This window comes from Muricoccus roseus (assembly GCF_900141905.1).
Taxonomy (GTDB): Bacteria; Pseudomonadota; Alphaproteobacteria; order Acetobacterales; family Acetobacteraceae; genus Roseomonas; species Roseomonas rosea.
In genome coordinates this window covers 1-21,574 of record NZ_FQZF01000019.1, presented here as the reverse complement: position 1 = coordinate 21,574, position 21,574 = coordinate 1, and the positions used below count along the sequence as shown (strand labels likewise).

The 21,574-nt window shown below is 71.9% G+C and carries 17 protein-coding genes, 1 tRNA gene and 1 pseudogene; 9 read left to right on the top strand and 10 right to left on the bottom strand.

Going from position 1 to position 21,574, the window contains the following annotated elements; genetic code table 11:
* The gene (glmU, locus tag BUB97_RS16025) at window positions 1-1,338 is read right to left on the bottom strand and encodes a bifunctional UDP-N-acetylglucosamine diphosphorylase/glucosamine-1-phosphate N-acetyltransferase GlmU (RefSeq protein ID WP_073136527.1); all 1,338 of its coding nucleotides are present in this window, start codon (window positions 1,336-1,338) and stop codon (window positions 1-3) included.
* Between the two features lie 93 nt (window positions 1,339-1,431).
* On the opposite strand from glmU, the gene gph reads away from it, so the two are divergent.
* Window positions 1,432-2,082, top strand: a complete 651-nt coding sequence (gph, locus tag BUB97_RS16020) for a phosphoglycolate phosphatase (RefSeq protein ID WP_073136525.1) — start codon at window positions 1,432-1,434, stop codon at window positions 2,080-2,082.
* Between the two features lie 305 nt (window positions 2,083-2,387).
* On the opposite strand, the gene BUB97_RS16015 is transcribed toward gph, so the two are convergent.
* Window positions 2,388-3,215 (bottom strand): DUF3108 domain-containing protein, encoded by an 828-nt coding sequence (locus tag BUB97_RS16015; RefSeq protein WP_086062248.1) that lies wholly within the window; start codon window positions 3,213-3,215, stop codon window positions 2,388-2,390.
* Between the two features lie 116 nt (window positions 3,216-3,331).
* On the opposite strand from BUB97_RS16015, the gene BUB97_RS16010 reads away from it, so the two are divergent.
* Window positions 3,332-3,406: transfer RNA gene (locus BUB97_RS16010), tRNA-Val, on the top strand.
* 132 nt (window positions 3,407-3,538) lie between these two features.
* On the opposite strand, the gene BUB97_RS16005 is transcribed toward BUB97_RS16010, so the two are convergent.
* Entirely contained in the window at window positions 3,539-4,075 is a 537-nt protein-coding gene (locus BUB97_RS16005; protein WP_073136523.1) for an EF-hand domain-containing protein, read from the bottom strand.
* 282 nt (window positions 4,076-4,357) lie between these two features.
* Here BUB97_RS16005 and BUB97_RS16000 point away from each other — a divergent pair, with 282 nt between their 5' ends.
* The 3 genes and pseudogenes from BUB97_RS16000 (at window position 4,358) to BUB97_RS27480 (ending at window position 7,599) form a co-directional block, all read left to right on the top strand.
* Window positions 4,358-6,124 carry a solute carrier family 23 protein gene (locus BUB97_RS16000; protein ID WP_073136521.1) on the top strand — a complete coding sequence of 589 codons (1,767 nt, stop codon included), beginning with the start codon at window positions 4,358-4,360 and terminating at the stop codon, window positions 6,122-6,124.
* 101 nt (window positions 6,125-6,225) lie between these two features.
* Window positions 6,226-6,729: pseudogene (locus BUB97_RS27485) on the top strand (protoglobin domain-containing protein); the annotation flags it as partial.
* A 108-nt stretch (window positions 6,730-6,837) separates the two neighbouring features.
* Window positions 6,838-7,599, top strand: coding sequence for a methyl-accepting chemotaxis protein (locus tag BUB97_RS27480; protein ID WP_408906139.1), 762 nt, complete (start codon window positions 6,838-6,840; stop codon window positions 7,597-7,599).
* Window positions 7,600-7,616: 17 nt separating this feature from the next.
* Here the strand turns inward: BUB97_RS27480 and BUB97_RS15990 are convergent, their stop codons facing one another.
* Window positions 7,617-9,032, bottom strand: coding sequence for a M20/M25/M40 family metallo-hydrolase (locus BUB97_RS15990; protein ID WP_073136516.1), 1,416 nt, complete (start codon window positions 9,030-9,032; stop codon window positions 7,617-7,619).
* Between the two features lie 119 nt (window positions 9,033-9,151).
* Between BUB97_RS15990 and BUB97_RS15985 the strand changes: the two genes are divergently transcribed.
* Window positions 9,152-9,502 carry a hypothetical protein gene (locus BUB97_RS15985; RefSeq protein ID WP_139281364.1) on the top strand — a complete coding sequence of 117 codons (351 nt, stop codon included), beginning with the start codon at window positions 9,152-9,154 and terminating at the stop codon, window positions 9,500-9,502.
* Between the two features lie 270 nt (window positions 9,503-9,772).
* Here the strand turns inward: BUB97_RS15985 and BUB97_RS15980 are convergent, their stop codons facing one another.
* The 4 genes from BUB97_RS15980 to BUB97_RS15965 all read right to left on the bottom strand — a co-directional run bounded on the left by BUB97_RS15980 (window position 9,773) and on the right by BUB97_RS15965 (window position 13,730).
* Window positions 9,773-10,753 carry a Bug family tripartite tricarboxylate transporter substrate binding protein gene (locus BUB97_RS15980; protein ID WP_073136513.1) on the bottom strand — a complete coding sequence of 327 codons (981 nt, stop codon included), beginning with the start codon at window positions 10,751-10,753 and terminating at the stop codon, window positions 9,773-9,775.
* An 81-nt stretch (window positions 10,754-10,834) separates the two neighbouring features.
* Window positions 10,835-12,031 (bottom strand): Zn-dependent hydrolase, encoded by a 1,197-nt coding sequence (locus BUB97_RS15975; protein WP_073136511.1) that lies wholly within the window; start codon window positions 12,029-12,031, stop codon window positions 10,835-10,837.
* A 38-nt stretch (window positions 12,032-12,069) separates the two neighbouring features.
* Window positions 12,070-12,435 (bottom strand): hypothetical protein, encoded by a 366-nt coding sequence (locus tag BUB97_RS15970; protein WP_073136509.1) that lies wholly within the window; start codon window positions 12,433-12,435, stop codon window positions 12,070-12,072.
* Window positions 12,436-12,575: 140 nt separating this feature from the next.
* Window positions 12,576-13,730 (bottom strand): acyl-CoA dehydrogenase family protein, encoded by a 1,155-nt coding sequence (locus tag BUB97_RS15965; RefSeq protein ID WP_073136507.1) that lies wholly within the window; start codon window positions 13,728-13,730, stop codon window positions 12,576-12,578.
* Window positions 13,731-13,887: 157 nt separating this feature from the next.
* Between BUB97_RS15965 and BUB97_RS15960 the strand changes: the two genes are divergently transcribed.
* Together BUB97_RS15960 and BUB97_RS15955 are read left to right on the top strand one after the other, a co-directional pair.
* Complete coding sequence (locus tag BUB97_RS15960) at window positions 13,888-14,361, top strand: NMCC_0638 family (lipo)protein (protein ID WP_139281363.1); 474 nt, start codon at window positions 13,888-13,890, stop codon at window positions 14,359-14,361.
* Window positions 14,362-14,370: 9 nt separating this feature from the next.
* Complete coding sequence (locus BUB97_RS15955; RefSeq protein ID WP_073136503.1) at window positions 14,371-14,730, top strand: hypothetical protein; 360 nt, start codon at window positions 14,371-14,373, stop codon at window positions 14,728-14,730.
* Between the two features lie 304 nt (window positions 14,731-15,034).
* Here the strand turns inward: BUB97_RS15955 and BUB97_RS15950 are convergent, their stop codons facing one another.
* Window positions 15,035-18,451, bottom strand: a complete 3,417-nt coding sequence (locus BUB97_RS15950) for an indolepyruvate ferredoxin oxidoreductase family protein (protein WP_073136501.1) — start codon at window positions 18,449-18,451, stop codon at window positions 15,035-15,037.
* 160 nt (window positions 18,452-18,611) lie between these two features.
* Between BUB97_RS15950 and BUB97_RS15945 the strand changes: the two genes are divergently transcribed.
* On the top strand, window positions 18,612-19,064 hold the full coding sequence (locus BUB97_RS15945) for an Lrp/AsnC family transcriptional regulator (protein ID WP_073136499.1): 453 nt from the start codon (window positions 18,612-18,614) through the stop codon (window positions 19,062-19,064).
* A gap of 7 nt (window positions 19,065-19,071) precedes the next feature.
* On the opposite strand, the gene BUB97_RS15940 is transcribed toward BUB97_RS15945, so the two are convergent.
* On the bottom strand, window positions 19,072-21,303 hold the full coding sequence (locus BUB97_RS15940) for a hypothetical protein (RefSeq protein ID WP_073136497.1): 2,232 nt from the start codon (window positions 21,301-21,303) through the stop codon (window positions 19,072-19,074).
* Window positions 21,304-21,574: the final 271 nt, after the last annotated feature.

The following is a 21,574-nucleotide window of genomic DNA, read 5'->3' as shown; positions in this document are numbered from 1 at the left end:
TCAGGGCTTCTCCGTCTTCGTGGGGGGGGCGCGACGCTGGGCGCGGAACGCGGCGGCGCGCCCTTCCTTCTGGTCCTGGCGGGCGCGGCCGAAGGCCATGGCATCGGGCGCGACGTCGGCGGTGATGGTAGAGCCGGCCGCGACGAAGGCGCCATCCCCTAATGTTACGGGCGCGACAAGAGTGGCGTTGGAGCCGATGAAGACCCCCTGCCCCACCGCGGTGCGGTGCTTGGCGTAGCCGTCGTAATTGCAGGTGATGGTGCCGGCGCCGATGTTGGTGCGCGCGCCGATGCTGGCATCACCGATATAGGAGAGGTGGTTGGCCTTCGCGCCCTCCCCCAGCATCGCGGCCTTCAGCTCGACAAAATTCCCGACATGGGCGCCGGCGCCGATCTCCGTGCCCGGGCGCAGCCGCGCGAAGGGGCCGATGACGGCACCACGGCGGATGGTGCAGGATTCGAGATGGGAGAAGGCGCGGATCTCGACCCCGTCCTCGATGGTGACGCCGGGGGCGATGACGACATCCGGGCCGATCGTCACGTCTTGCCCGATCACCGTGTCATGGCTGAGGGTGACGCTTTCCGGGCGGACCAGCGTGGCGCCGCCGGCCATGGCGCGCTCCCGCAGCGCGGCCTGCACCGCGGCCTCGGCGGCGGCCAGTTCGATGCGGGAGTTGATGCCGCGGCACTCGGCCTCCTCCGCCTCCACGGCGACGGCGCGGAACCCCTCGGCCCTGGCGGCGGCTACCGCATCCGGCAGGTAGTATTCGCCGGCCGCGTTGTCGTTGCCGAGGCCCCGCAGCCAGCCGAAGAGCTGCCCGGCGGAAGCGCAGACCACGCCGACATTGCAGAGGGTGATGGCGCGCTCGGCCTCCGTCGCATCCTTCCACTCCACCACGCGCGCGATGCCGCCATCCTCATGCGGCAGCACGCGGCCGTAGCGGGCGGGGTCGGCGGGGCGCATGGCGAGCAGGGCGATATCGGCGCTCTCGCGCGCCTGCAGCAGGCGGCGCAGCGTGGCGGCGGTGATCAGCGGGTTGTCGGCGTAAAGAACCGCGACATCGCCGTCGAAGTCCCGCAGCAGCGGCGCGGCCTGGAGGGCGGCATGGCCGGTGCCGAGGCGTTCGTGCTGCACCACCGTGGCATGCGGCGCGGCCGCCTTCTCCAGCATGGGCATGTCGGGGCCGGTGACGACCACAATGCGGTCGAACACCTCCTCGCAGGCGGCGACGAGATGCCGGAGCATCGGACGGCCCGCGATGGGGTGCATCGCCTTGGGCAAGGATGAACGCATCCGGGTGCCCAGACCGGCGGCGAGGAGGATGGCGGCCCTTTGCATGGGATGGATAAGCCCCAGGGGCGGGTCCTTCCGCAAGGGCGGCGCGCGTCAACTCGCATTGCGGGCTGTAATCCGGGGTGGCATGGGGGGCAAATGGACCGGATCGCCCTCTTCGACCTCGACGGCACGCTGCTGGACAGCGCGCCGGACCTCCATTCGGCGCTGGACCGGCTCATGGCCCGGCATGACCGCCCCGGCTTCAGCCGGGAGGAGGTGTGGCGGATGATCGGGGATGGGGTGACGGTGCTGGTGCAGCGGGCCTGCGCGGCCCGGAACCTGGCCTTCTCACCGGAACTCGTGGCCGATTTCATGGCGGATTACGAGGCCCATGCCGCCGACGAGACCCGGCCCTTCCCCGGCATCCCCGAGGTGCTGGCGGCGCTCCGGGCGGAGGGATGGCGGCTGGCGGTCTGCACCAACAAGCCGGAGAAGGCGGCGCGGATCATCCTGGACGATCTCGGCCTCTCCCCCCTGCTGGACGGGATCGGCGGCGGCGACAGCTTTCCCGTGCGCAAGCCGCATCCCGGGCACCCTCTCGGGCTGCTGGCCCGGATGGGGGGTGAGGCCTCGCAATCCGTGCTGATCGGGGACCACCAGAACGACACGCGCGCCGCAAAGGCCGCGGGGATCGCGGCGATCTTCGCCGCCTGGGGCTACGGGCAGCCCGAAATGGCGGAAGGCGCGCCGGTGGCCTCCGCGCCGGGGGACCTGCCGGGGCTGCTGGCTGGGTTGCGGCTGGGTTAACGTTGCGCTTGTGGCCCCCGGGAGGCGCTGCCTCCCGGACCCCTGGGCGAAAGCTCCGCTTTCGCCCGTGCCGGGGTGGCAGCGGCCACCCCGGACCCCGCGTCAAGCCTGCCGGGGATACGATGATCGCTGGGGCGCCGCAGGAATTTTGATTCAGGGGCGCGCGGCGGCCCCTTCAGTCGCCTGAGGTCATCGACCTCAGGCGCACCCACAGCCCCGCCTTCCACGGCAGTCCTGAAAAAGAAGATGAGGGAGGGTCCGGGAGGGAGAATTCCTCCTCCCTCCCGGGGTGCCACCCTTCAGGCTCAATCCCCAGCGCGGGCCTGCATCTGCCCCGGGGGTCCGTAGCTGGCGAGGCGGGCGGTGAGCGTGCCCATCCAGCGGCTGGCGTGGTCGATTCGCACGGGGATGGGCGGGCGGCCGGGCGTGACCTCGGCCAGCCAGGCGGTGCCGGTTTGCGGGCGGCGGGCGGCTTCCACGTCTTCGCCCTTGCGGTAGCCCGCGAGGAAGCGGCCTTCGAAGGCGCATTTCAGGGCGGTGCCGGACCATTCGTCCCGAGCCGGGGGGAACTGGTCGCGGCCCTGGGTGCGGGCGGCCAGTTCGCTCAGGCGGCGGCCGTCATAGACGCGGACGGCGCCGTTGCAGTGGCCGTCCCGCCGGACCTGGCGGACCAGCTGGGCCATGGCCGAGAGGCTGTCGATCGTGTTGCGCTGCATGGTGTCGGGCACCGGCTCGCGCTCGTCCTGGTTGGGGGGGACCATGGCGCGGATGGCGGGCTGGCTGCCCTGCCATTCCAGCACCGTGCGGCGCGGCTCCCCGCGCCAGACGCCTTCGGAGATGTAGCGGCGCGGCCGGGCCGCCTCCCCTTCCCACACGCCTTCCACCCGCGTGGTGGTCTGGCCGCTGGCGAAGGCGGAGACGAGGCCGCGCATGCGGGAGCGGAACTCCACCATGTAGCCGCGATCGGTGATGTCGAGGGTGGCGTTGATCTCCATCACGGTCAGCCCCGCCGCATGGACGGTGTAGGTGGCGGTGATGGGCTGGGCGCTGGCGGGCCGCGCGGCCAGGGGGAGGCCGGGCGCCAGGGCGGCAAGGGCGATGAGGGCGGAGCGGCGGTGCCGGTTCGGGGTCATGCCATGCCTTGCGTCGCGGGTTCTGTTAAGATCGGAACGGTCGGGCGGTTTCGCCAGGGGGTCGGTTCGGGTCGCTTGACAGGGGCGGCCTCTCGGTGGATATCCCCCGCCACTCCGGGCGCGTAGCTCAGCGGGAGAGCATTCGCTTCACACGCGAAGGGTCACAGGTTCAATCCCTGTCGCGCCCACCACCCCCCTCTTCTCCCCGGGGCGGGTCCATTCCTCGACAATCCGGATTTCTCAGGCCTCGCGGCGTCCTCGCGGGGGCTTTCGCGCGTGGGCTGCCGGGGGAATGCCCTCCCCCGGCAGCCCTTGCGGCGGGCCTACTGGGCCTGGGTCGGCGCCGGCTGCGGCCGCGGGCCGTGGCGCTCGCCCCGGGCGTGGTGCGGGCGCACCTCCTCGCGGGACAGGGCGTTGTCGCCATTCGCGTCCCGCGCGCGGAACATCGCTTCCGCGAAGGGACGCAGCTCGGCGAGGGTCACGCGGCCGTCGCGGTCGGCATCGAGGGCGCGGAACATGCCCTGGCCGCGCTCCTCCATCCGGGCCAGCCGGCCGGCGGGCGGGGCGGGGCGGTCGCCGCGGCGTGCCTCCATCCGGGCCTGCATATGGGCGCGGAACTCGTCCCAGCTGACGCCGCCGTCCTTGTTCGCATCCGCCTCGCCGAAGCGGGCGGAGAGGGTGTTCCAGGCCTCGTCGGCGGTGACGCGGCCGTCCTTGTTGCCGTCCGCCTGCTGGAAGAGCATCGCGCCGCCGCGGCGCATGCCCTCCTGGGCCAGGGCCGGCACGGCGACCGCGCCGAGGGCGCCGGCGCCGAGCGCCACGGCCAGGGCGGAGAGAGTGATCTTGCGGGTACGGGTCATGCGTCGTCCTCCTTGACGATGATCCGAAGATGGCAGCGGGCGTGTAACGGGCCGAGACGCGCGACGTGAGGAAGCGTGACGCGGATGTGGCGGTGGTGTGGCGCCGCAGTTGGCGACGGCGTGGCGCGCCGCTTGCGTTTGCGCATCCTCCCGCCTTCACGGACGGTGCGGCGCCGGGCCATCGCAGCGGCGTGGCTCCACAAACCGGGACGATGATGGCCTATTACATTCCCAAGACGGGTGGCCGTGGATTCCGGGCCGGTCCGAGCCGGAGCGTCGTGTTTGAGGTTCTTCTTCGATCGTGTCCTGCCCCCGCCCGGCCCTTCCCGGCACACCCGGCCGGAGGAGCTTCTCTATGCCGAGGATGAACGCCCGCCGCTGGGGCTGACCCTCAGCATGGGGGTGCAGCATGCCTTCCTGTCGCTGATGTTCATCCTCTATGCCGTGGTGGCGGCGCAGGGGATCGGGCTGGACCCCGCCGAGACGAGCGGCTTCGTCAGCGCGACCATCTTCATGCTGGGCGCGGCCACCCTGCTGCAGGCGGTGCCGAGCCGGCTGGGCGCGGGGATGATCCTGGTGGCGCTGCCGGCTCCCGCGCGGCTGCCGATCTTCATCGGGGTGGTGACGGCCTATGGCCTCGGAGCGGCGATGGGGGCGACCATCGTGGCGGCGGTGGCCGGCCTGATCTTCGCCCGGGTGCTGCCCCGATTGCGGGCCTTCTTCCCGCCGGAGGTGCTGGGGGTGGTGGTGGTGATGCTCGGGCTCTCCCTTGTCTCGGCCGGGCTCTCGCGCGGGGTGGGGCTGGATGCGGCGGGCCATATCTCCGGCGCGGCGCTGGCCTCGGCGGCGGCGACCATCCTCTGCATCATCGCGGCCTCACTCTGGGGCCCGCCCGGGCTGCGGCGGCTGGCCGTGGTGGTGGGCGCGCTCGCGGGCACGCTGGTGGCGGCCGTGGCCGGGGCGCTGACCGAGGGCGGGATGGAGAGGCTGGCCGCGCTGCCGCCACTGGCCGTGCCCATGGCCGGGCGGTCCCTGCCCGCCCCGGAATTCCTGCTGGTGCCGATCGCGATCTACCTCGTCACCGAGCTGATCGGGGCGATGGACCTCTTCGGCGCGGTCCTCTCGATGGAGAAGATGAACGACGCGCGCTGGAGGCGGGCCGATATGCGCCGCGTCTCCCGCGCCGTGACGGGCCACAGCCTGATGCATGCGGTGCAGGGCGCGGCGGGGCTGCTGACCAGCGCCGCCTCCTCGGCGAATGTGGGCCTGGCCCATGCGACGGGGGTCACCGCCTGGCGCGTCGGGGTGGCCGCCGGGCTCGTGCTGATGGTGGCGGCCTTCGTGCCGCCCATCGCGGGGCTGATCGCGCTCACCCCGGCTCCGGTGATCGGGGGGATCCTGATCTACACCGCCTCCTATCTCCTCGTGGCCGGGATGGGGCTGGCGACCTCCCGCATGATGAACACGCAGCGGAGCTTCACGGTCGGGCTCGCGCTGGTGGCGGGCACGGGGGTGATGCTGCTGCCGGCCCTGGGCCAGGCCGCGCCGGACTGGGCCCGCATCATCGTCAGCTCCGGCCTCACCATGGGTTCGATCGCGGCGGTGGCGCTGAACGCCGTGCTGCGGGTGGGCGTGAAGCGAACGACGCAGGTGGTGCTGGACCCTGCGGAGGAGGCGCCTCAGGCCGCCGAGTTCCTGGAGCACCAGGGCAGGGCCTGGGGCGCGCGCGGCGAGGTGGTGGTGCGCGCGGGCGTCGCCCTCGGCGAGGCGCTGGAGGCGCTGCGGCAATCCGGCACCAAGGGGCCGATCACGCTTTCGGCCAGCTTCGACGAGTTCAACCTGCGCTGCCGCCTGATCCATGCGGGGCCGCCCTTCCCCCTCGCCGGTGGGGCGATGCCCGATGCGGCGGCGCTGCTGGAGGAGGATGAGGCGGCGGTGGACGCCGCCATGCTCCGCGTCTCCGGCGCGCTGATCGCAAGGCTGGCGGACCGGGTGCGCTCTGTGGAGCGCGGAGGGGCGGCGGAGCTGGTCTTCGATTTTGGACACTGACCGGGCAAGTTATGTTGATCTCGGAAATGTGAGGAGCAGTAAGGAGCCTTTAACCGCCCGGGGCGGACACTGCGGAGCCTGCCCCCGCGGGCGACATTCGCATGGAGCCCCCCATGGCCGAGATCCTCGACCCGGACCAACGCAAGCGCCTCGCCGCCTTCGGCATCACGGACCAGGACATCCGGCTGCTGAACCGGCAGGCGGACTACGCGCGGGATCGGCTTCCGGTGTTGATCGGCTCCTTGCACGGCACCTTCGCGGGCTGGCCCGAGATCCAGGCGGCGCTGATGGAGCCTGCGGTGCACGAGGTGCGCGTGGCGCATTGGCAGCGCGTGGTCTCCGGCAGGCTGGGCGAGGGGTTTTTCGAATCAGCGGAACGGCTGGCCACGGCCTTCTACACCCGCGGCGTGCCGAGCTACGCCGTGGCCATCTGCCACTCCACCGTGGGCTCGGCGATCTGCCGCGACCTCGGGCTGGCGCCCGCGCCGCGCGGCGGGCTCTCCCTCCTCTGGCTCCGGCGGAAAGAGGACCAGGCCAGTTCGATCCTGGCGGAGACGCTCAACCGTGCCGCCTGGCTCGACCTGGAGGTGCTGCTGGAAACCTATGTCGCGGCCGAACGTGCCTCGCGCCGATCGGTGCTGGATTCCCTGGCGCGCGACTTCGAGGCGAAGATCGGCGGGGTGGTGGAAAGCGTCGGCGTCTCCTCGCGACGGATGGAGGCGGTGTCCGGGCCGATGACCGAGGCCGCGACGCGCACCACCGACGGGTCGGCCCAGGCCGCGGCTGCGGCGGATGAGGCGAGCGAGAACGTGCGCACCGTCGCCGCCGCCACGACCGAGCTGACCGCCTCCATCGGCGAGATCACGCGGCAGATGGGGCAGTCCTCCGTGATGGCGGAGCGGGCGGCGCGCGAGGCGCGGCAGACCGACGCGGTGGTTCAGGCCTTGGCCGAGAATGCGGCGCGGATCGGCGATGTGGTGCGGCTGATCGGCGACATCGCGGGCCAGACGAACCTGCTTGCACTGAACGCGACGATCGAGGCGGCGCGTGCCGGCGAGGCGGGGCGTGGCTTCGCCGTGGTGGCGAGCGAGGTGAAGGCGCTGGCCACCCAAACCGCGCGCGCGACAGAGGAGATCGGCGGCCAGATCAACGCCATCCAGACCGCGACAGGACAGGCGGTGGAGGCGATCGGCGGCATCTCGCGCATGATCGGGGAAATCAGCGGCATCACCACCGGAATTGCCGCGGCGGTGGAGGAACAGGGCGCGGCGACGGCCGAGATCACGCGCAGCGTGCAGCACGCGGCGGCCGGCAACGAGCGGGTGAGCGCCCTGATGGGCGGCATCCACAGCGATGCGGCCGGCACGGCGGGCGTGGCCGGGGAACTGGCCGGGACGGCGCAGGAGCTTTCCGCCCAGTCGGGCCTGCTGCGCGAGGCGGTGGACGGCTTCCTGGCCGAGGTACGGGCCGCCTGAGGGCGGCCCGCCGCCGTTCAGCCGCGCGCCGGCGTGCCGGGCTCGCCGAGATCCCACCAGATGCCGGCGAAGGCCGCGAGGCCCTCGCGCATCATGGCCGGGATGACATGCTCATCCGGCCCGTGCTGCTTGCAGCCATTGTAGGAATGCGGAACCCAGACGAGCGGGGTGCCGAGCAGGTCCACGAAGACATCCCCGGGCAGGCCGCCCGAGGCGTTCGGCGTGACCTGCACGCGCGTGCCGAGGGACCGCTCCATGCTCGCCTTGGTCCAGAGCACCCAGGGATTGTCCGGCGGGGTGCGGCTGGCGGGCATGCGGATGCCGGTGCGCTCGATCGCGACCTTCTGCAGCCCATGCGCGTCGAGATGGGCGCGCAGGGCGGGGATGAACTTCGCCGGGTCGGAATCGCCGGTGTAGCGGATCTGGCAGACGGCGCGGGCCTCGGGCGCGACCGCGTTGACCGGGGCCTCCGGCTTTCCGCTCAGCATGGCGAGCACGATGAAGGAAGCCCAGCCATAGATCTTCTCGGCGGAGGTGAGGCCGGGCTCGCCCCAGCCCTCGTCGATGGTCGCGGCCCCCTGTCCGCCCCCGACCGGGCAACCCTCAAGGGCGGCGCGGATATTCGCGGGCACCGTCTCGCCCGGCAGCCAGTCGCGCACCAGGATCTTGCCGTGCCGGTCCGCGATGCTGGCGATGGCGTGGGAGAGGAGAATGGCGGGGTCGGTGGTGAGGCCGCCCCAATGGCCGGAATGCACGCCGCCCTGGCGCAGCTTCACCACCAGGTCGAACATGAAGGAGCCGCGGGAGCCCGCGGCGATGGTCGGCAGCCCGGGCTCCACCCGCGGCCCGTCCGAGGCGATGAGGGCGTCGGCGGCGAGGTAGTCCCGATGCGCCTCGACGAAGGGGCGCAGGCCCTTCGAGCCCAGCTCCTCCGACATCTCCAGCACCAGCTTGACGTTGGCGCCGAGCACTCCGCCACGCTCGGCCAGCACGGCCTCCAGCGCGGCGAGGTTGATGATGTGCTGGCCCTTGTTGTCGGCGGTACCGCGCCCGTACCAGAGGCCGTCCTTCTCCGTGATCGCCCAGGGCTTCAGCCCGGCGGACCATTGCTCATCCAGGCCGAGCACCGTGTCGCCATGGCCGTAGAGCAGCGCGGTGGGGCGCGACGGGTCCTCGATGCGGCTGGCGATGAGGATGGGGCCGCAGGACGGGTCCGGGTTCGGATGGATGCTCGATTCGAAGCCGAGCCGCGCGAGCCAGGGCTGGATCCCCTCCTCCAGGTAACGGCGGCAATCCGGCGCATGGGCCGGGTCCTGCGAGGTGGAGGGGATCGCGATCAGCGACTCCAGGCGCTCGCGGAAGGCGCCGCTGTCGAACTCCGCCCGGGCGCGGGCGATGGCGGCCTCGCGGCTCGGACCTCTCGGGCTGGTCATGGGGCGGCTGGCCTCCTCTCTCCGGATGGTGGCACGGGAATAGGGCGGAACGGCGCGGAAGGCAGCCCCGGCCCGGCGTGTTTTCCGGGCGCCGGGGCAACCCGGGGCGCCCGGATGGCTTGAGCCCGGGTCTGGATGGCCGGCAGGGAGGCGCGATGCGGGCGGCGGATGCGGCAAGGCTGGCGCGGGTGCTGGCGCTGCTCGGCTCCGATTTCGAAGGGGAGCGTGCCTCGGCCGCGCTGGCGGCGGACCGGCTGCTGAAGCGGCTCGGCCTGTCCTGGCCCGAGCTGATCGCCGGCGCGGGCGGCGCGCGGAAGCCCGCCCCGCCCCCACCCGATGCGCTGGAAGCCGCGCAGTCCCGCCTCCGGCAGTCCCAACGGGAAAACGCCGACCTGCGGCGGCAGATCACCCGGCTGAAACGACAGGTGGAGGCGCTGACGCCGCGCCGTCCGCCGCCAGAGGATGAGTGAGTCTGGTCCAGGAGAGGAGGGCTCCGCCCTCGACCCGCCAAGGGCCTGAGGCCCTTGGAACCCCGTCTGACTGCCGTGGATACCCCGGATCGAAGGGGTCTCTGGTCGCTGGGTGCCCTTCCTGCGTTCGCAGTCGCCTGAGGTCGAAGACCTCAGGCGCACCGTCCGCCGAGTGATTCCAACTCGAAAAAGAAGATGATGGTGAGGGGTCCGGGGAGAGGAAGAATTCCTTCTTCCTCTCCCCGGGCACAGACGGACAGCGAAGGCCCGCTACTCCGTCATGATCCGCCGGGCCTGGATGATTTCGCGCCAGGTCTTCGTGTCGCGTTCCATCAGCGCTGCCAGTTCCTCGGGCGAGCCGGTGGAGACCTCGGCTCCCTGGGCGGTCAGGCGCGTGCGGAGGGAGGGGTTGTCGAGGGCGGCGCGGAGGAGGCCGTTCAGTTCCCGCACCAGGGGCGCGGGCGTGCCGGCGGGGGCGTAGAGCGCGTACCAGGTGCTGTAGCGGAAGCCGGGCAGGCCTTGCTGTTCCAGCACGGGAAGGGCGGCGAGGTCCGGCACGGTGGTGGGGGCGGTGATGCCGAGCGCGCGGATGCGGCCTTCCTCCAGCAGCGGCTTCAGCCCGCCCGCGGTCATGAACACCGCGTGGACGCGGCCGCTCATCATATCCGTCAGCAGGCGCGATCCCTCGCGGTAGGGGATGTGCACGCCTTCGATCCCGGCGACGGACTGGAACAGCTCCGCGCCGAGATGGGAAACGCCGCCGGCGCCGGGCGAGGCGAAGTTGATCTCGCCCGGGCGCGCCTTCGCATAGGCGACGAACTCCCGCACGTCCTTCACTGGCAGCCCGCCATGGATGAGCATGACATGCGGGTTGTCGCTGAACTGGCCGATGGGGGCGACCAGCGCCTCCGTGCCGCGGGCGGCGGCGCTGACGAGCGGGTTGATGACGACATTGCCCATGGCACCGAGGAAGAGCGTGTGCCCGTCCGGCGCCGCGCGTCCCATGTTGCGCAGCGCGACGATGCCGGTGCCGCCGGTCGCGTTCTCCACCACCACGGGCTGTCCCAGCTCGGCGCTCAGCTGGTTGCCGAATTCGCGGGCGAGCACGTCGGCGCCGGTGCCCGCGCCGAAGGCGATGAGCAGGCGCACGGGGCGGGTGGCGAAGGCGGCAAGGGCCGGGCGTGGCAGGAGGGGGAGTGCCGCGGCGAGGGCCAGGGAGCGGCGCCCGAGGGCGCGCCGGGTGATCTGCATCGGTTCGTTTCCTCCTCGGCCGCGTGGACACGGCGCCGGGCGGCCATAGCAGCCCGTGCCGGGCGCGGCGGCAAGGCCGGGCTAGCCGAGGAAGCGGCGCGCCCCCTCCGCCAGCACCTTCATCCCGAGGACGAGGTCGTCGCGGTCCGTGTCCTCGGTCCAGTGATGGCTGATGCCGCCCTTGGAGGGGACGAAGAGCATGGCGACGGGCAGCTTGCGGGCGATGTGCTGGCTGTCGTGGATGGCGCCGCTCGGCATGGGCTGGAAGGCGCCGGGGGCAAGGTCCTCGGCGGCTTCGGTGAGCGCGCGCATCATCGCGGGGTCGCAGGGGGCGGGCTCGGCGCGGCTGAGCGGGGTCAGGGTCGCGGGGCAGCGGTCGCGGCGGTTGCTCTCCCGCACCAGGGCGCGGAGCGTGGCCTCCAGCCGGTCCATCACCTCGGTCGAGATGTCGCGGAACTGGAAGGTGACCTCGGCGCGGCCGGGGATGATGTGGGGCGCGTTGGGCTCCAGCACGATGCGCCCCGTGGTCCAGGTGGTGCGCTCGCCGCATTGGCGGGGGAACTCGGTGTCGATGGCGTGGAGCAGGCGCATGGCGGCGACGCCGGCATCGCGGCGCTCGGCCATGGTGGTGCCGCCGGTATGGTCCTGGCGGCCCTCGAAGGCGATGAGCCATTGGCGCACGCCGACGATGCCGGTGACGACGCCGATGCGCAGCCCGCCATTCTCGAGCTGCGTGCCCTGCTCGATATGCATCTCGAGCGCGCCCTTGTACCGGCCCTCCTCCAGGCTCAGGCGTGGCAGGCCGGCGAGGCCGGCGGCGGCCAGGGCGTCGCGCAGGGGCGTGCCGTCGAAGCGGTTGCGGCTGGCGTCGATCTCCTCCTCGCTCAGCGCGCCGATGAGGGAGCGGCTGCCGAGGAAGCCGCTGCCGAAATGCGCCTCCTCATCCGCATAGGCGCAGACATCGACGGGCAGGCCGGCGCGGGCGAGGGCCAAGCCGCCGACGACGCCGAGCGCGCCGTCCAGCCAGCCGGCGTGGTTCTGGGTTTCGAGATGGCTGCCGGCGAGCAGGTGCGGCCCCGGGCCGCGGTGGCGGCCGAGGACATTGCCGATGCCGTCGATCGTGGGTTCGAGCCCGATTTCCGCCATGCGCTGCATGAGCCAGCGGCGGCTTTCCATGTCCTCCGGCGAATAGGTCGGGCGATGGACGCCCGTCTTGTAGGCGCCGATGCGGCGGAGCGTGTCGAGGTCCTGGAGGAAGCGGTCGGTGTCGAGGTTCATGGCGCCGGTCCAGCAAGCTTCGGGCCGCGCGCCGCGCCTCAGCGGGTGCGTGCGGGGCTGGAGGTGCCGCCCTTCGAGCCGGCGATGGTGCCGCCCAGCACGGCGGCGGCGATGGCCGGCAGGGCGAGGCCGATCAGCGGGGCGGCGAGGCCGGTGCCCGTATCGGGCAGGAGAACCGGGCCGTTGCGCGAGGCGCCGGGCGGGATGGGAACGCCGGCGCCGGTGCCGGCCGGCCGGGCCGCCAGGCGAGGGGCGCTGCGCGGCGGGATGACCACGGCGCCGTCCGCCGGCACGGTGATGCTGCGGATTTCGCCATGGGCCAGGGCCGGCCGCGGGGCGGCGGGGAGGAGGGCCGAGGCGAGAGCGAGTGCTCCCAGGGCCATGCTCCAGGGCCGGGGCGACATGCGGGCTCCTTTGGCGCCGTCCTGGCGCCGGTCCGAGCCGCGCGGGGGGCGCGACACTTCGTTCGCGAAATTGTGAGCGAGACCCTGTCGCCTTGTCAACGACTCGCCCGGGATAAACGATTCGTTCGATTCACGTCCCGTTAGCGCTTGCCCAGCAGATGGCGGGCGATGATGACCCGCATGATCTCGTTCGTGCCCTCGAGGATGCGGTGGACCCGCAGGTCGCGGACGAGCTTCTCCACCCCGTAGTCGTGCAGGTAGCCATAGCCACCGAGCAGCTGCAGCGCCTCATCCGCCACGCGGTGCCCGGTGTCGGAGGCGAAACGCTTGGCCATGGCGCAGAAGGGGCCCGCATCCGGGGCCTTCGAGTCCAGCTTCGCGCAGGCACGCCAGAGAAGGGAGCGCGCGGCCTCCAGCTCGGTCGCCATGTCGGCGAGGCGGAACTGGGTGGCCTGGAAATCCGCAACCGCCTTGCCGAAGGCGCGGCGTTCGCGCGTGTAGTCCAGCGCGATGTCGAGCGCGCGCTGGGCGCCGCCCAGGGAGCAGGCGGCGATGTTGAGCCGGCCGCCGTCGAGCCCCGCCATCGCCATGCGGAAGCCCTGCCCCTCCTCGCCCAGCAGCGCCTCGGCGGGCAGGCGCGCGTCCTGGAACTCCATCGTGCGGGTGGGCTGGGCGTTCCAGCCCATCTTCTTCTCATTCGCGCCGAAGGACAGGCCCGGCGTGTCCTTCGGGACCAGCAGGGCGGAGATGCCGTCCGGCCCCTCCCCGCCCGTCCGCGCCATGGTGAGGTAGAGGTGCGAGACGCCGGCGCCGGAAATGAACTGCTTCGAGCCGTTCAGCACATAGCCCTGGTTGTCGCGCAGCGCCTTGGTGCGCAGCGCGGCGGCATCGCTGCCGGAGCCGGGTTCCGTGAGGCAGTAGGAGGCCAGGCGCTCCATGGTGACGAGGCTCGGCAGCTGCTCCGCCCGCTGGGCCTCGGTGCCCCAGCGGTCGATCATCCAGGCCACCATGTTGTGGATGGAGAGGAAGGCCGAGGTGGTGGGGCAGCCGGTGGCCAGGGCCTCGAAGACCACTGCCGCGTCGAGGCGAGTGAGGCCGGCGCCGCCGGATTCCTCGCGCACATAGAGCGCGGCCATGCCGAGCGCGGCGGCCTGGCGCATCTCCTCCACCGGGAAGTGGCGGGTGGCGTCCCATTCCAGCGCCCTGGGGGCCAGAACGTCGCGGGCGAAGTCCTGGGCCACCTCCTGCAGGGCGCGGGTGTCCTCGGGCAGGTCGAAGGCGCTATCCAGGGGCATGGTCTCGTTTCCTCGTTTCCGTCATTGGGGCGCCTCCCGGCGCCGGCGTCCAGTTCTGTCGCTGGTTGCGCCGCTGGTTCCGTTGCTGGCGGGCGCGCTGCTCCTGCCCCTCCCCGCCCGGGCCGCCGCGCCGCTGACAGAGGAGACGGCGGCGGCGATGGGAAGCTTCATGCAAATCTGCGCGCGGGTGCTGACGGGCGGCGACAGCAGCGCGGCCGCACGGGAAGCCGGCTTCACCGCCCTGCCCGCCGAGCGCTCGGCCGCGCTGCTGGGCGCGGCGCGGGGGCAGGTGATGGCGGCCCAGGGACGCAGCACGGGGGCGCTGGTGCTCATCCTCACCTCCCGCCCCCTCGCCTGCTCGATGCGGCTGCAGCGCATGGATGTGGAAACGGCGGAGGCGCTGTTCGTGCGGCTGGCGGAGGGCGTGCGGCGGCCGGGGCTGACAGTGACGCGCGCCTTCGATGGCCAGGTGCCCGTGCCGGGCGCGGGGGTGGCGCGGCAGATCACCTACCGCCTTTCCTCCGGCGCGGAAGGGCGGCCGGATTTCGCCCTGGCTTTCACGGGGGATGCCGATCCGGCCGCGGGCACGCAGGGCGTGCTGACCTTCGGCACGACGGCGCCGCGGCGCTAGGATGGGCGGATGGAACGGGACGGACCGGGGCCGGAGAACGGCCGGATCGCCTATCTTACGCGCGACCCGATGCCCCATGCCTCGGAGGGGATGAAGCGCGGCCTCGCTCACGATGCCGATCGATATGGCCTGGCGGTGGTGATGGTGCCGATCTTCGGCCTGACCGCCTGGGGCGTGTACGAGCTTCTCGAATGGGGGCAGCGCCTGACCGGCGGCGGGGTGCCGCGCGGCGTGATCATCCTCTCCTTCATGTTCCTTCCCGCGGGCGCCGCCGTGGCGATCGGCCTGCCCCTGCTGAAACGGCTCGGCCACCCCTTCACCCCGCCGCCACCGCCGCCGCCCTGGGCCCCTCCGCCACCACAGGACTGACCGGTGGGGTTCGGGGGATTTCAGGGAGGGCTCTGCCCTCCACCCGCCAAGGGCCTGAGGCCCTTGGAACCCCGTCTGACTGCCGTGGATACCGTTGCCCCGCGGGGTTTCTGGTGAGGGGTGCTTTTCCTGGCTTTGCAGTTGCCTCGGGTCCATGACCCGAGGCGCACCGTCAGCCCCGCGATCCCAAACTTCTAAAAGAAGATGATGGTGAGAGGTCCGGGGAGAGGAAGAATTCCTTCTTCCTCTCCCCGGGACAGACCAACAGCTCAGGACAAAGCCCACCGGGACAGCAAGCCGCCCCTCACTCCGCCGCCATGGCCGGCAGGGGCGCAGGCGCGTCCAGCCGTGCCGCGATGGCGGCGAGGCGCGGGCGGGTCTTCTCCAGATTCGCCGTCTTGACCGGGCCGAAGCCACGGATGCCGCCCCAGGCCTCCACCCATTCGCGGATGGTGTCGCGGGTGGTGGAATCCAGGCGGGGCAGCATCGCCTCCAGCCCCGCGCGGAACTCGGCAATCAGGGCGCGTTCGGTGCGGCGTTCCTCGGTGCGGCCAAAGGGGTCCAGCGCCGTGCCGCGCAGGATCTTGCCGTGGCGGAGCAGGGACATGGCGCGCAGCATCCAGGGGCCGAAGCTGCGCTTCACCGGCCGGCCGGTCGCCGGGTCGGTGCGGGCGAGGATGGGCGGGGCGAGGTGCATCACCACCCGCCGCGTGCCGGTGAAGTGGCGGTCCAGCGAGGCCTGCCAGGCGGCGTCGGCATGGAGGCGGGCGACCTCGTACTCGTCCTTGTAGGCCATGAGCCGGTGGAGCTGAATGGCGACGGCACGCGCCAGGGCCTCGTCGGCGCCCGGCGCCGCGCGGATGCGGACGACGAAATCCGCGTAGTCCCGGGCATAGGCGGCGTTCTGATAGGCCGTGAGGTCGGCCGTGCGGCGGGCGATCAGCGCATCCAGCGTCTCCGGCGCGCGCGGCGCGGCGGGCTCCTCCAGCGCGGCGGCGCGGCCGAGGGCGAAGGCCTGCCGGTTGCGATCGACCGCCGTGCCGTTCAGCTCCAGCGCGCGGTCGATCGCGGTGAGGGAGAGGGGCAGCAGGCCGCGCTGCCAGGCGGTGCCGAGGAGGAAGACGTTGAGGAAGATGACGTCGCCCAGCGCCTCCTCCACCCGATGCGCCGCCGGCAGCGCCAGCATCTCGCGCGAGACGGCGCGAAGGTTCTCGAGGATGGGCGTGCTTTCCGCGCGCGGGGTGCCGAGGAGGAAGCCGGCGGTGGCGGCGAGTTCGGCATTGACCACCGCGGCCGTGCGCTCCGGCGAGAGGAGCGGACGCACGGCGGCGCCATGGGCGCCGATGGCATCGGCCGCGATCAGCAGATCGGCCTGCCCCGCGTCGATGCGCGGCCCGGCCAGGGTTTCGGGCGCGGCGCCTTCCGCGCCGATGCGGAGCTGGGCCTGCACGCCGCCGCCCTTCTGGGCCAGGCCGAGCTGGTCCATCGTGCGGACGGGACGGCCATCGATATGCGCGGCCATGGCGAGGATAGCGGAAAGCGCCGTGACGCCCTGCCCGCCGATCCCGGCGAGGACGATGTTCCATGCCTCCCCCCGCAGGGCGGGCATGGCGGGCTCGGGCAGGTCCACCGGCGCGGCGGCGGCTTCGGGATGCGCCGCGACCTCCGCGCCTTCGAGGCTGATGAAGGAGGGGCAGAAGCCCTTGAGGCAGGAGAAGTCCTGGTTGCAGGCGCTCTGGTCGATGGCGCGCTTCTGCCCGAACTCCGTCTGCACGGGCTGCACGGCGAGGCAGTTGGACTGCACGCCGCAATCGCCGCAATCCTCGCAGACCTGCGGGTTGATGACGACGCGCTTCGTCGCGGCGGCGGCGATGCCGCGCTTGCGGTGGCGGCGGCGCTCGGTGGCGCATTCCTGGTCATAGATCAGGACCGTGACGCCCGGGGTTTCGCGCAGGCGCTTCTGCACGGCATCCAGGTGGTCGCGGTGCTCGAAGGCGACGCCGGGGGGCATGGAGGAATCGTGCCGGTGGCGCGCGGGATCATCGGAGACGACGGTGATGGAGGCGGCGCCCTCCGCCGCCATCTGGGCGGCGATGCGGGGCACGGTCATCTCGGCTTCCGGCGTCTGGCCGCCGGTCATGGCGACGGCGCCGTTCACCAGGATCTTGTAGGTGATGTTGGCCTTCGCCGCGATGGCGGCCCGCACGGCGAGGCTGCCGGAATGCGAATAGGTGCCGTCACCGAGATTGGCGAAGACATGCGGCGTGTTCACGAAGGCCATCTGGCCGAGCCAGGGCGCGCCCTCCCCGCCCATCTGGGTGAAGACCTCCGTGTCCCGATCCATCCAGGTGGCCATGTAGTGGCAGCCGATGCCGGCCATGGCGCGCGATCCCTCGGGCACCACCGTGGAGGTGTTGTGTGGGCAGCCCGGGCAGAACCAGGGCTGGCGGAGCGCGACCGGCGGGCGCGCGGCCTCCGCCAGCGCCTTCAGCGCGCCGAGGCGGGCGGCCATGGAATCCGGGCGGCCCTCGCGCGGCAGGCGGGCGTCGAGGGCATGGGCGACGGACGCGGCATCCAGTTCCGTCAGCTCGGAGAGGAGGGGCGCGCCCTGGGCGTCGCGCTTGCCGGTGATGCGGGGGGGGGCGGGGAGGCCGTAGAGGGCATCGCGGAGCTGGGCTTCGAGGAAGGAGCGGCGGTCCTCCACCACCAGGATCTCCTCCAACCCCTGCGCGAAGGCGCGGGCGGCTTCCGCGTCCAGCGGCCAGGCGAGGCCCACCTTCCAGATGCGGAGGCCGAGCAGGCGGGCGGCGGTCTCGTCGATGCCGAGGTCGAGCATGGCCTGGCGCAGCGTCGCGTAGGCCTTGCCACGCGCGGCGATGCCGAAGCGGGCGCGGGGGGAGTCCAGCACCACGCGGTCCAGCCCGTTGGCGCGGGCGAAGGCGATGGCAGCGGGCAGGCGCGTGAGCCGGAGGCGGCGTTCCTGGGCGAGCACGATGTCCCGCAGGCGGATGTGGCGGCCATCCTCGCCCTCGAAATTTCCTTCCGGGATCACGGGGGTCCAGGCCGGATCGATTCTGAAGCTGGCGCTGGCATCCATCGTGTCGGCCACGCATTTCATCGCGGCCCAGGTGCCGGCGAAGCGCGAGAGGGCGATGCCCTTCAGGCCGAACTCCAGGATCTCGCCAACGCCGGACGGATCGAGGAAGGGGATTTCCAGATCCATGAAGGCGTGGTCGGAGGCATTGGCGACGGTGGAGGACTTGGCGGAGGGGTCGTCCCCGGCGAGGGCGAGGACGCCGCCCAGCGGCGCCGTGCCGGCCATGTTGGCGTGGCGCAGCGCGTCCCCGCTGCGGTCCACGCCGGGGCCCTTGCCGTACCAGATGCCGAAGACGCCGTCCTTCTTGCCATCGTTAAACAGCGTGGCCTGCTGGCTGCCCCAGGCGGCGGTTGCAGCCAGGTCCTCGTTCAGCCCGGGCTGGAAGACCACGCCCGCTTCGGCGAGGCGCTTCGCCTGCTTCTGCAGCTCCTTGTCGTAGCTGCCGAGCGGGCTGCCGCGGTAGCCGGTGACGAAGCCGGCGGTGTCATGGCCCGCCGCGCGGTCGAGGGCACGCTGTTCCAGGGGCAGGCGGACCAGGGCCTGGATGCCGGTCATCAGCACGGGATCGGCGCTGGATTCCCAGCGATCCTCCAGCCGCATCGTCGCCCGTTGCACGCTTCCCATGGGGCACCTCCCTGCCGGCCCTCTTCCGGGGCTCGTCCTCTTTCGAGATATGGGGGAGGATGGACCGGAAGACCCGGCGGTTTTGTCCCGTTTTCTCTTGTGCGCCGCCGAAGGAACGGAAGAAGCTTCTGCAAATCCGGGAAAACCCGGGGGAGGAACCATGGACGCCACGGACCGACGCATCCTTCGCGCCCTCGCGCGGCGGGGACGGCTCTCCAATGCGGAGCTGGCCGAGGAGGTGGGCCTCTCCCCCTCCCCCTGCTGGACGCGGGTGAAGCGGCTGGAGGCGGCGGGGGTGATCAAGGGCTATGCGGCGCTGCTGGACCAGGCGGCGCTGGGGATGCCGGACACGGTGTTCCTCGAGGTGATGATGGAGAAGCATGACGAGGGCGCGCTGCGCCGCTTCGAGGAGGCGGTGCATGGCATTCCCGAGATCCTTGAATGCCATCTCGTCACCGGCGAATACGACTACATCATCAAGGCCGCCGTGGGCGGAACGGCGGGCTATGAGAGCCTTCTGCGCGAGAAGATCTACCGCCTGCCCGGCGTGCGGCACACGCGCAGCGCCTTCACGCTGCGCTGCCTGAAGCGGGAGATCTCCGCGGTGCCGTGACGCCGCCTCAGAGCAGCTCCACGCTGATGGTGCTGGCGACGCGCTGGGGCTCGATCAGCGGCTGCAGCTCCCCGATCGCCACCGCCATGTCGAGATGCGAGACTGCGCCGCGGTCGATCAGGGCGGCGGAGCCGGCGATCTGGGCGGGATCCGCGCTGCGCTCCAGCGCCGCCTCGAAATGCCGGGCGACCCAGTCCCGCGTGTTCAACCCGTCATAGAGGGCGCCATGCATCTCGGTGTGCATGAGGGTGTCGTACAGGGCCGGCAGCGCACCGGGCTGGAGGACCGCGCCCTTCCAGAGCGACAGGCTGACCGGATCAGGCATCGTGCCGAGCATGGTGTCATAGGCCCGCACGACGGCGGCGCCGCCGAGGTCGGGGATCCAGATGCCGGTCGGGTGGCTTTTCTCGAAGGCGGTCGCCGCTTCGGGGAGCTGGGCCAGCCAGCTCGCGACATCGCCGAGGCTCACGCCCTGCTGGACGAGGGCACGCATGTAGCCCAACGCCTCGGTGGCGGGCGTGATGCCGAAGATGCCCTTGTAGACGAGGCTGAGCTGCGCCCCCGTGTCGAGCCCGGCGAGCCGCGCCTTCGCCTCGCCGGTGCTGAGGAACATGGCGGTCAGCGAGGCGACCGAGTGGCCGTTGTCGAGCATGTTCTCGAAGCCGGCGGCACCGAGGCCGGTGAGCGGCAGGCCGATGGTCGATTCGTAGAGGCGGGTGACGAGGGCTTCGCGCGATCCGCCATCCACGACGAGGCGGCCTTCGGCGAAGGACAGCTCATCCACCGCGCCGAGGCGGTCCACGCTGCCGTCGCGCCAGCGCAGGGCCATCCCGTCCCTCGCGACATCGATGCGGAAGAGGTCCGCGACCGCACGCGTGCTGACGGCATGACCGGTGGCGGAGTTCGCCAGATCCGCGAGGGACTGGTTGCGGCCGAGCACTTCGCTGTCGGAGTGGGAGCTGGGATAGACGGTGTGCTCCGCCTGGCCGACGCCCGGGCCGGCGCCGAGATCGCCCTGCAGGTCACCCAGCGCGTTGAGCATCACGATGCGCGAGGCCAGGCCCTGGTCGAGCACGCGGGTGGAACCCTGCAGCTCCACCGCCGTGCCGGGGCGTTCCAGCGCCTGCTCGAAGATGCTCTGCACGAATTCGGCGTTGGACTGGCCGGCATGGCGCGCCTGGTAGAGATCCGTGCCGGCGAGATAGGAGTAGAGCTCGTATTTCGACATCGCTCCCAATTCCAGGAGGACGGACCAGCGCCAGAGCGCCGCGGCATCGGGTGCCTGGTCGAGCACGGCATCATAGGCGCGGATCACCGTCTGCTCCGCATCCTCGGTGAGCCAGATGCCGCCCGGGTTCTGCTGCTCGGTCAGGGCGGCGGCCTGCGGGGCATCGATGAGTACCGCCGCGAGAGAGGCCAGGCTGGCGCCGGCGCTGGCGGCCTGGTTGAGCCAGCTCAGCGCCGGGCCCGTGGGCGAGCTGCCGATCGTGTCCTGATAGAGAAGCTGTAGCATCTGCGCCGTGCCGAGGGAGGCGCTGCGCGCCGCCCATTCGGGGCTGGCCATCAGGCTGGCCGCCAGCGTCTCCATCGAGGTACCGGCCTCCAGCTGCGCCACGCTGCGCGCCAGCGCCACTGGCGAGGGGGCGACGCCCTGGATCGCCATATGGGCGCGCAGGGCGCGGGCGGCGGCGGATTCGCCGTCAAAGATGAGCTGGCCGTCTGTGAAGGAGAGGCTGGTGGCCCCGTTCAGAAGCGTGGTCGTGCCATCCCGCCAGGCGACGAGCACGCCCGTGCCGGTGGCGGTGACCGCCGCGGCCTGGATGGAGGGTTTCAGCAGCGCCGCCTCGCCCTCGAGGGAGATGGCGGTGCCTCCGGCATGCTGTCCCGGTGAAAGGGTGAGCGTGGGAGGAGGCGGCGGTGAGGGCGGCGGCGAGTTAGCCGGGGTGGCGACACTGTCGATCACCATGACCGGCATCGGCTGCGCCACGAGGCGGTTGTAGGCGGGGTCGTCGCTGGACAGGGTGAAGGTGAGGTTCGCGACCTCCGTTCCCTCGGCGAGGGCGTCGGCCACGGCGCTGAGCAGGACGGCGCGCGGGGAGGCCCAGTCCGCCGGAGAGAAGGTCAGGCTCACCGAGGCGGCGGTGGCGCTGCCGCTGAGGGCGAGCAGCAGGTCCGGGCCGCCCGTGATGGTGACGGTGACGGCAGCGATGGGCCTGGTCGCCAGGGCTGCGAATTCCACGGGATGGTGGGCAGTGATTCCACGGCATCGTGGGCAGCGGTTCCACGGGATGGTGGGCACGGATTCCACGGGATCGTGGGCACCCTGTTGAGGGTTGCCTGGGGTGGATTGCCGACAGTCTGAGCCGGCTAAGGGACCTCGTTCTGAACGGGGTCTGCCTGATGCCTACTGAGAGATTGTCGATGCGACGGATCCGCGACGTACTGCGTCTGAAGTTCGAGGCTGGACTGAGCGACCGGACCCTTGCGGCCGCGGTTGGCATCAGCAAGGG

What these genes read in the sequence shown, in the direction of transcription:
- glmU (WP_073136527.1), bottom strand. Translation starts at nt 1,338, where the DNA reads ATGCAAAGGGCCGCCATCCTCCTCGCCGCCGGTCTGGGCACCCGGATG.
- gph (WP_073136525.1), top strand. Translation starts at nt 1,432, where the DNA reads ATGGACCGGATCGCCCTCTTCGACCTCGACGGCACGCTGCTGGACAGC.
- BUB97_RS16015 (WP_086062248.1), bottom strand. Translation starts at nt 3,215, where the DNA reads ATGACCCCGAACCGGCACCGCCGCTCCGCCCTCATCGCCCTTGCCGCC.
- BUB97_RS16005 (WP_073136523.1), bottom strand. Translation starts at nt 4,075, where the DNA reads ATGACCCGTACCCGCAAGATCACTCTCTCCGCCCTGGCCGTGGCGCTC.
- BUB97_RS27480 (WP_408906139.1), top strand. Translation starts at nt 6,838, where the DNA reads ATGGAGGCGGTGTCCGGGCCGATGACCGAGGCCGCGACGCGCACCACC.
- BUB97_RS15990 (WP_073136516.1), bottom strand. Translation starts at nt 9,032, where the DNA reads ATGACCAGCCCGAGAGGTCCGAGCCGCGAGGCCGCCATCGCCCGCGCC.
- BUB97_RS15980 (WP_073136513.1), bottom strand. Translation starts at nt 10,753, where the DNA reads ATGCAGATCACCCGGCGCGCCCTCGGGCGCCGCTCCCTGGCCCTCGCC.
- BUB97_RS15975 (WP_073136511.1), bottom strand. Translation starts at nt 12,031, where the DNA reads ATGAACCTCGACACCGACCGCTTCCTCCAGGACCTCGACACGCTCCGC.
- BUB97_RS15970 (WP_073136509.1), bottom strand. Translation starts at nt 12,435, where the DNA reads ATGTCGCCCCGGCCCTGGAGCATGGCCCTGGGAGCACTCGCTCTCGCC.
- BUB97_RS15965 (WP_073136507.1), bottom strand. Translation starts at nt 13,730, where the DNA reads ATGCCCCTGGATAGCGCCTTCGACCTGCCCGAGGACACCCGCGCCCTG.
- BUB97_RS15960 (WP_139281363.1), top strand. Translation starts at nt 13,888, where the DNA reads ATGGGAAGCTTCATGCAAATCTGCGCGCGGGTGCTGACGGGCGGCGAC.
- BUB97_RS15955 (WP_073136503.1), top strand. Translation starts at nt 14,371, where the DNA reads ATGGAACGGGACGGACCGGGGCCGGAGAACGGCCGGATCGCCTATCTT.
- BUB97_RS15950 (WP_073136501.1), bottom strand. Translation starts at nt 18,451, where the DNA reads ATGGGAAGCGTGCAACGGGCGACGATGCGGCTGGAGGATCGCTGGGAA.
- BUB97_RS15945 (WP_073136499.1), top strand. Translation starts at nt 18,612, where the DNA reads ATGGACGCCACGGACCGACGCATCCTTCGCGCCCTCGCGCGGCGGGGA.